The sequence below is a fragment of the Helicobacter mesocricetorum genome (assembly GCF_900198605.1).
GTDB classification, from domain to species: Bacteria; Campylobacterota; Campylobacteria; order Campylobacterales; family Helicobacteraceae; genus Helicobacter_D; species Helicobacter_D mesocricetorum.
Window position 1 is genome coordinate 19,501 of the sequence record NZ_FZPJ01000013.1, and the last position, 8,727, is coordinate 28,227.

The 8,727-nt window shown below is 34.4% G+C and carries 9 protein-coding genes; 1 reads left to right on the top strand and 8 read right to left on the bottom strand.

Annotation, left to right across the window (positions count from 1 at the left end; translation table 11 throughout):
* Positions 1-5 precede the first annotated feature (5 nt).
* From C6H18_RS03865 to glyS, 8 genes are read right to left on the bottom strand one after another with little or no spacing between them, the layout of a single operon-like run.
* The gene (locus C6H18_RS03865; protein ID WP_104721801.1) at positions 6-1,073 is read right to left on the bottom strand and encodes a glycosyltransferase family 9 protein; all 1,068 of its coding nucleotides are present in this window, start codon (positions 1,071-1,073) and stop codon (positions 6-8) included.
* A complete protein-coding gene (locus C6H18_RS03870) occupies positions 1,045-1,827 on the bottom strand; it encodes a glycosyltransferase family 2 protein (RefSeq protein ID WP_233704048.1) in 783 nt (260 codons plus the stop codon). Before C6H18_RS03870 ends, C6H18_RS03865 begins: the two co-directional genes overlap by 29 nt.
* Entirely contained in the window at positions 1,820-2,731 is a 912-nt protein-coding gene (locus C6H18_RS03875; protein ID WP_104721803.1) for a lipid A biosynthesis lauroyl acyltransferase, read from the bottom strand. Before C6H18_RS03875 ends, C6H18_RS03870 begins: the two co-directional genes overlap by 8 nt.
* A complete protein-coding gene (gene waaC, locus C6H18_RS03880; protein WP_104721804.1) occupies positions 2,728-3,729 on the bottom strand; it encodes a lipopolysaccharide heptosyltransferase I in 1,002 nt (333 codons plus the stop codon). The genes C6H18_RS03875 and waaC overlap by 4 nt, the downstream gene beginning before the upstream one ends.
* Positions 3,723-5,180: a Ppx/GppA phosphatase family protein gene (locus C6H18_RS03885; protein ID WP_104721805.1), complete on the bottom strand. Its 1,458-nt coding sequence runs from the start codon at positions 5,178-5,180 to the stop codon at positions 3,723-3,725. Before C6H18_RS03885 ends, waaC begins: the two co-directional genes overlap by 7 nt.
* The gene (locus C6H18_RS03890; protein WP_104721806.1) at positions 5,180-5,431 is read right to left on the bottom strand and encodes a YfhL family 4Fe-4S dicluster ferredoxin; all 252 of its coding nucleotides are present in this window, start codon (positions 5,429-5,431) and stop codon (positions 5,180-5,182) included. Before C6H18_RS03890 ends, C6H18_RS03885 begins: the two co-directional genes overlap by 1 nt.
* 57 nt (positions 5,432-5,488) lie before the next feature.
* Complete coding sequence (locus C6H18_RS03895) at positions 5,489-6,088, bottom strand: beta/alpha barrel domain-containing protein (protein ID WP_104721807.1); 600 nt, start codon at positions 6,086-6,088, stop codon at positions 5,489-5,491.
* A gap of 1 nt (position 6,089) precedes the next feature.
* Positions 6,090-8,132, bottom strand: coding sequence for a glycine--tRNA ligase subunit beta (glyS, locus tag C6H18_RS03900; RefSeq protein WP_104721808.1), 2,043 nt, complete (start codon positions 8,130-8,132; stop codon positions 6,090-6,092).
* Positions 8,133-8,493: 361 nt separating this feature from the next.
* On the opposite strand from glyS, the gene C6H18_RS09410 reads away from it, so the two are divergent.
* Positions 8,494-8,727, top strand: a 234-nt coding sequence (locus tag C6H18_RS09410; protein WP_158654864.1) for a hypothetical protein, incomplete at its 3' end; no start/stop codon positions are given.

The window sequence follows — 8,727 nt, forward strand, 5'->3', positions numbered from 1 at the left end:
AGAAGTTAAGATTCTCCCTCTTTAGAGGGGAGTAAAAGAGGGTCTAAAAAGCTCTTTAAAGTAGCAAGAGCAACTTTTTCATTAAGTCTTGTTAAAAGACAATCACTTTTTTTACTCCCCTCACAACCATCTCTCCCGCAAGGCACACAAGCAAAACTCTCTTGATAGGCTAGGTGCTTACCCATTCTTTGAATCCCATTTTTTTGCGTGTAAGTAGAAGTTAGTAAATCATTATCCCAAGGTCCCCAATTAATGACCCCGCTTGGTCCAAAGAAAGCAAAGGTTGGTATATTATTTGCCGCACTTAAGTGCATAATGGCAGTATCAACGCCAACAAAGGCTTTTGCCTTAGAGTTTAAGTAAGAAACTTCCGCTAAGGAAAAATTGTTTAGGGCTTTAGGCTTATGCTTTACAAGGTTTAAAATGCTTTGTAGTTTTTCTAATTCTTGTTGATTGCTACAAGTTAAAAGACATTCTATTTGGTAGGTTTGGGTAATAAAATCTAGGATTTTTGCGCAAAAATCTTCGCTTAAGCATTTAAACATCCAACGACTAAAAAAATGCAAATGGATAAAGTTTTTTGGTATTTGAAAGTTTGGTAGCTCTTGACTTTTTGCTGCTTGCACCTTTTTGGTAATAATTGGGATATTAAGCACCCTTAGGGCTTCTAAATTATTATCTATGGTGTGTTGGTATTTTTCTTGGAGATTATGTGTGTAGATAGGTCTAGCCCAAAAGGCTTTTGGGCTAAATCCAATCCGCATTTTTGCACCGCTAACAAGGCTTAAAAAGGCACTTCTCTCACCACTTGTTAAGCTTATTACTATGTCATATTTTTCGTCTCTAATCGCCCTTAAGAGTTTAATCCCATATTGGAGTTTTTGGAATTTTCCCGCTCTTTTGAGGATGTGGATTTTGCGGATATTTTGGTGGGGTAAAATCCCCTCTGTGCCAGCATTGACTAAAACATCAAGAATGCTAGATTCTCCAAAATGGATTTTAAGGTTTTCAAAAAGAGGGGTAATGAGTAAAGTATCCCCTATATTACGAAGTTTGATGATTAGAATCTTCATTTCTTTCCTTGTTTGCTTCATAGAGTTTAATATATTTCCAAAATGCACTTTGTGCGTTATAAGAGGCTATAACAAAGCCTTCATATCCTTCTAAGAAACCCTTTTGCAAAAGGTAGTTTTTAAAAAAGCACCAAAGTGAGTGAATACAAGCCTTTAAAGGAGAGCTTTGCTTCTTGCCTGCAAAATCTTGCGCATAAAGTGTGGTGTATTTTTGCATTTTGGCTAAAAACTCACTCGTGTTTTGGTAAGGATAGTGGGAGATATGTCCTTGCAAGGGGATAACCTTTAGGGGTTTATGGCTTAAAGAGATAATTTTTTCATGCACAGCGGAATCATCAAAGTTTGCTTTGTGTCTGTGATAGATTCCACAAAATCTATCTGGATACCAACCACAGCTTTTAATATGCCGATGATTGAAATAATTTTTTACATCATAGCTATAACAAAAATCCTCTTCTAATTTTTTCTCTAATAGCTCATCAATAAGCTCTCTTGAGGCGATTTCATCACTATCAATAGAGAGTATCCAATCGTTTTTAGCCAACTTGCTACCTAATTTTTTCATAGCCCCAAATCCTATAAAATCGTGATGATAGATGCTAACATTACTGAATCTTTTTGCGATTTCTAAAGTTGCATCTTCTGAACCATTATCTAAAATTACGATTTCATCAATCTTGCTAAGGGATTGTAAAACTTCTTTTAAGAGTCTTTGGGAGTTTTTTGTTAGGATAACCGCAGAGATTTTATTCACTCTTCCTCCTATAAATTTCTTCATATTGGTTTTTGAATTTCTTATGAAACCAAAGCCATTCTTTGGGGTTTTCTTTTATGAGCTGCTCTAATAGATCGCTTTGGATTTGTGTGAGATTGTAAATATCTTCTTTGATGTTTTCACTCTTTTGGTATTCAATAGGGGGCAGGACTTTAATAAGAATCTTTTTGTAATCTTTAGAATAAAAGGTAACAGAGCATACAATTTTTGCGTCAAATTTTCTTGCTAAGATTGAAGCAATAGGGGTGTGCCGAACTTTTTTACCAAAGAAATTAACCAATTCTCCATCGCTTTGTGCGGTATTTTGATCGGTTACTATGCCTACAACCTTGTCTTTTTTTAAAGCTTGTATGAGATGTTTTGCCGCTCCATTTTTATCAAAGATAGATATATTAAATTTAGAGCGCACTTTTAGGAGGTATTCATTAACAAGTGGATAGGGAGTCATTCTAGCAATAGCAGTAATGGGGTGATTGAAATAGCAAGTAAAAGCGGGTGTAGAGTATTCCCAATTCCCAAAATGTGCCGTTACTAATATGATCTTCTCTCCCTTTTGGAGTAGATTGTGAATAATTTCTGGTTTATCAATTTGGATAGTATTTAAAATGTGTTTTTTACTGCTAACCCCTAGCATAAAAAAGCTAATGGAGCTATAGACTAAGTTTAGGTAATTAGTCTTTAGAATTTCTTGTTTTTGTTCTTGTGTTAGGGTGTTGTTGTAGGCAAAATCCAGATTTGCTAGTAAGTCAAACTTTCTCTTTTTGTCAAGCAAAGAAAGCAAAGAAGCGATACAGAGAGCAAAATTAAATCTTAAAAAATGTGGCATATAAAGAAAGAATAAGCCTAGTATCTTTAAAAATCCAAAAAATAAAAATCTTTTCATTGGGCAATCCCTAAAAGTCTCTTAGCAAGTTCAAAAACCTCTTTAGCGCGAATATGGGCAATGCTAAAATCTTTTTTGTCATAATTTGCATGAGCATTGGCACTAAGTGAGAGATTTTTGTCCGTAGGTAGCCCAAATCTTTTTGCAGGAGTTGCTCCAAAAAGTGTGATAGAGGGACGATTAAAAGCCCAGCTTAAATGTGTGATACCCGTATCACCGCCTATGATTAAGTCCATTTGAGGAAGGAGTGCTTTGATTTGTTGGAGATTAAGATGAGATAGGGCTTGAAAATCCAAATGATCGTCGGTTTTGATTGCTTGTTTATGGCTAAGTAAGAGAGGCTTAATGCCTAAGGTATTAAAAAGTCTAGTAAGCTCTAAAAAGGATTCTTGAGGGTAGGTTTTATTAGGTTTTGAAGTCTCTAATACCAATAATACTCTTTTGCCTTTTATAAGGGGAGGGGATAGATTTTCATTAGCTTTAAGAAAAGCAGGGGGATGCAATAGGGTTTGGAGAGTGGGAATTTTGAGATTAAAAGCACTAAAGGCTAAAGTGGCATTGCGTAATAAAATATGTTCTTCATAAGGTATGGAGATTTTTTGCGTATAAAAAAGAGAGGCTAAAGGCTCTTTAATGCTTTTATAATCAAAACCAATGAAATTTTGCGTTTGTAAGCATTTCCCTACAAGCGCAGATTTGAGTAAGCCTTGTAAATCTATAATAAAATCATAAGATTCTTGTTTGAGGCTTCTATAAAGGCTTAGGAGATTTTTTATTTTTTTTTCTTTAAGGCTTTGTTTAATGGGGAGAGAGAAAAGCTTGTGGATATAAGGGGAGTCCTCTAAAATCTCATAAAAATTGGAATCTACATACCAATGAAAAATAGGTTGGTATTTCTCCTGAAGTGCAGAAAAAAGGGAGGGTAGAATGCTTGCACTATGAATAATATCTCCCATAGAGCTTAAGCGAATGAATGCAATTTTTAATGGTTTTAGCATAATTTTAAAGAAAGATTTGGAGGGGTGAGGAGTTTTTTTAGCTTTTCTTCTAAAATATAAGAGAGGTTTTGGTGTTGGATATGCAAAGTCAAGTGATTTTTATCTTCTATCCAAGTAAATACAAAGTCTTTTGGATTAGGATTTTTGCTAAGTAGATTGGCTAATGCGACAAAAAGACAGAGATATTGCAAGATTTCTAAAGAAGGCAGTAGTTGCTCATAGGGATAGTTATTAGGAAGTCTTTTGCTATTGTATTGTGTAAGGAAAGCAATGAGTAATCTATCTTGATGAGTGAGTGCATAATTTAAGGCATTAAATAAAATATAGTTGCTATGCCTATGCTTTTCGTAAAAATTCAGTGCTACCCCTACATTACAGAGTTCTGAAGCAATATTTAGATGCATAGCAAAAGATTGGGGGATAAGGTTAAAGCATTTTTGAGAGATAAACAATTTAGAGGCGATAAATTTAGCGTTTTTAGAGAGCTGGGGGTTTCGGATAAATCTATCTTTTAGATTGCGCACACTAGGGTTAAAGTTTGGGGGAAAACTTGTTTTGTTTTTTAATAAATCTTTTAAAAACACCCCCTCTCGCACACCAACTCCACTTGTAACGACTTTTTCTGCCCCAAAATGTTCTAAAACCAAATGAAAAATCAAACTACCGCTTTGTATAGAATCTAACCTGTCTTCTTTAATACCTAATTTGCATAATTCTTGTGTCGGGGTGTTATAGATTCTTTGGATAAAGCCTTTTTGCTCTAAAAAGTTGTATTCAAAAGCGTGGAGTGTTGAGAGCGGATATTGGATTTGTTTTTGGATAGCTTTGCTAATAGCCCTTGCGCTTCCACCAATCCCAAAAACTCTTGAATGCCTAAAATGTGGGGGGAGTTTTTGTAAATGTTCTTGGATAAAACGATACGCCCCTTGGTAATCGCCTTTGTCTAAAAAAAGCTCTTTTAGGCGGATAGTTCCTATATCTAGTGAATAAGTATCAAGGATTTTATGTTTTTCAATCAACGCACATTCTGTGCTTCCGCCGCCTATATCAATTGTGATTCCGCTATCATAGGGCAAAAGATTAAGTGCTGCTAAAGCCCCAAAATATGATTCTTTATTTCCATCAATAACTTTGATGTTTAAGCCAATTTCTTTTGCTTTTTGTAAAAGGATAGCCTTATTAGGAGCATCACGAACCGCAGAGGTTGCGACACAAAGAATCTTTCTTGCTTTATGGAGTTTTGCAATCCACAAAAAGCTTTTTAGTGCATTAATAGCTCTTTGTATGGGTTCATTTTGTAAATATCCCTTATGTTCATAAGAGTTTTCGGAGATTCGAACTTTACTTTTAGATTCATAAAGCAAATGAAAACCAAAATGGCTAGTTTTTTCAAAGATAGCCATTCTCGCAGAATTAGAACCAATGTCAATAACTGCTGTGATTTTTGCCATTAATCTTCTTTGTGGATTTGAAAATGCTTAAATTTTAACTCTTCAAGGGTTTCTACATTATCAGGATCTGATACGATAGCATCGACAGGGCAAACAGATAAACAAGCGGGTTCATCATAGAAGCTATAACATTCTGTGCAACGTTCTGGGTCTATTATGTAAAAGGGATCTCCTTCTTCAATGGCTTCATTGGGGCATTCTTCTCTGCAAGCGTCGCAAGCAATACATTCCTCGTTTATCATAAGAGACATAATAACTCCTTTGTTGAAATAAGAGAAGCTTTTAACCAAAAAAATCTGAAAACAAGCTTAATCCCTAAGAATGAGACTATCGATTCCTTTGTGTGTGGAGGTCGTAGATAAGATGATTTTATGATTAGGAATGAGTGGAATAAGTTCTATATTATCTACTATAAGGATATTAGCCCCTGCAAAAATAGCCTTAGTTAAGTCTTCTTTAGAGTAGATATAAAAAATACTCTCCAATCCAAGCTTGGCACTAAAATCATTGCAGATTTTCAAATCTTTTTGGGAGAGAATATGAGGTCTTAAGCAAAGAGAATCCGCACCATAAACAAGGGATTCTAAGATTTGGTAAGTATCAATAATGGGAGTATCAAAGATAAGTGGCAAATTCACATATCTTCGTATATAAGTGAGGTTTTCTAAAGAATCTATTACTAAAGCACTATGATTTTGTGCTTTATGGATAGCTATTTCTAAAAAATCTTTAGTATCTAGCACACGATAGAGGTTTTTGGGTGTGAAAGTCTTGGTTTTTCTTAAAGTTTCGCTAATAGGGCGCGGTTGATAGGGTGTATAAGCAAGACTTCTGCCTAGCCACTCTTGGGGATAGCTTTGCTTTTTTTGTGCTATTTGTTTTTGGAGTGCTGTTAAATCAAATTCCATTTTAAAGGCTAATTTCTTTAATGTCTGCAATGTTTAAAAAGGCTTTATAGATTCTTGCAATAAGGTGTTTGCGGTTGTTTTTGAAGTTTTCATCAGGGGCATTTACAAGCACTTTATCAAAAAACCGATTTAAAAGAGGAGCAAGGCTTAAAAGCTCTTGAAGATAGTATGTATAATCCCCTTGATGCCCTCTTGCTTCTATTTGGCAAAATGTTTTATAAAGTGTTATTTCCTCACTAGCCATTAGGTATTCTTCTTGGATTTCTAATTGAGAGTTTAAGGCAACTTCTTTGGTGATATTAGCAAGTCGCTTAAAGGTTTGGGTAAGCAGGGCTTTGTCTTGATGTTTGAGTGTTAAATCCAATGCTTCTAATTTCTTTTTAATCTCTACAATATCCCTCTCGCCTGTGGCAAGTGTAGCCCTCAATAAAGAGGGGTTAAAGGATAAAAGAGATTCCAAACGTTCGCATAAAAAAGCTTCTAAAAGACTATCATCAAAGGGTTGATAGAGTTTGCTACAATGCTTTAAGGCTTCTTTGATACTAAGCGAAAGATTGAAATGCAAGAGGATTTTAATCACACCATTAGCGGCTCTTCTTAGGGCAAAGGGATCTTTTGAGCCACTAGGGATTTTATGGACACTAAAAAGTGCTAAAAGATTATCCAATTTATAAGCTAATGCCACAATAGCACTATAAAGATTGCTAGGAAGTTCGCTTTCTTCAGTGTTGGGTAAATATTGCTCTTTGATAGCTAAAGCAATGTTTTCCTCATAGCCTAAAGATCTTGCATAATAATAACCCATAATCCCCTGTAATTCTGTAAATTCATAAACCATCTCACTCATCAAATCCGCTTTTGATAAACTAAGGGCAGTATCTATAATCTCTAAAGCTTGGGAGTGATTATCGTTAAAAAGGTTTTTTGGCAACAAAGTAATGAGAATTTTTGCGATTGCTCTTTCTCTTTGTGCTTTATCCCACATAGAGCCTAAACCCTCTACAAAGGTTATGTTTTGGAGTTTCTCACTCTTTAAGCCATTTTTTAAATCATTATGATAGAAAAACAAAGCATCTTCTAACCTAGCACTTAAAACTTTAAGATTCCCTTGAATAATCATTGTGGAATCTTCGCTTAAAGAGTTAGAAACCATAACAAAGCCATTATAAAGCTTGTTTTGCTGGTAAGTTGCAAAATAACGTTGATGCACTTTCATAGAAGTGATAATGCAAGGCTCTGGAAGTTCTAAGAAATGTTTGTGAAACTCCCCTAAAAGAGCAGTTGGATATTCTGTGATACTAATAACTTCTTCTAAGAGTTCTTTATCAATCTCTACTCTGATTTGGTGGCTTTGTTCGATTTTTTTGATTTCTTCTAAGATTTTGGCTCGTCTTTTATTGGGATCTAAAAGTATTTTGCCCCTCTGAAGTATTGCTAAATATTCTTGTATATTCCTAACCTCTTGAGGTTGGTAGCTAAGGTTGCGGTGGATAAAGGTTTGGTTTTTGGATTCTATGCCATAGAGATTGAGAGGGATTGGGGTTTCATCTATAAGGGCTAAAATCCACGATATGGGTCGAATGAAAGCCTCTTTTAGCATTCCCCAACGCATAGTTTTACCAAAATTTAGGGAATGTAAAAATTCTTGCGTAATGGTTTGTAAAAGTTCTTTAGAGCTTTTTGCAAGAGATTCTTTTTTGCAATATAAGATTTCTTTGTCTCCTTTGATGATTGTAGAAGATTCTTCTTGCGTGATTGCACATTTTTTAAAGAAGCTTAGAGCCGCTTGTGTGGGTTGATTATCTTTATAAGCAATCTCTAAAGGTGGTCCAAAAAACTCTAAAATTTCTGGTTTTTGCATAAGAGGAAAGGAATAAGAGAGTATTACTAGTCGTCTTGGGGTATAAAAAAAGTCAAATTCACAATCTAAGCGATGATTTTTTAGGATGTTTGCAAATTTATTTTTGATATTAGGGAGTTCTCTTAAAAGAGGAATCGCTGGAAGTTCTTCTGTCCCAATTTCTAAAAGAAGCGAAGTTGTCATAAATTTCCTTATACCTTAAAAAATGTTGAAATTCTAACAAAAATAAACAATAAAAAGCTTTAAAATAAAATATTATTGATGAGTTTAAAAAAATAATACTTTAGCTTAGATAGATTAAAGCAAATTTAGTCAAAAAAGTTTAGTCAAAGTTTAGTTGCAGGACAAACCCCAAACTTTGAATATTTTTAAGCTTAAAAATTACTCAAATTTATATTATTTTTAGGAAAAATAGAGGATTATTAAACTTTCAAAAGAGCCTTATAAACCACTTGGTATAAAATTAATAGCAAGGAGTTAATTATGAATAAAATTCTCCACATTCCACACTTTGTATCTGACTTGGCGGGGGGGGGGGGCAATAATGCCTTCTCTTGTAGCTACTCCACCAAGGCTATCTTCTGTAAAAATTGATTCTAATCTTTTAGAATCTACAATCCATACTCAAACTTTAGAAATAGACTCTAAACTAGACTCTAATTTGTATTGTAAAGTAGATTCTAAACTACATACCAATTTAGATACTAATCTTAATTTAGACTCTAACTCTAACCATCAAAGACATTCTTTAGTTACTAATACAAGAACTTGTCTTTCT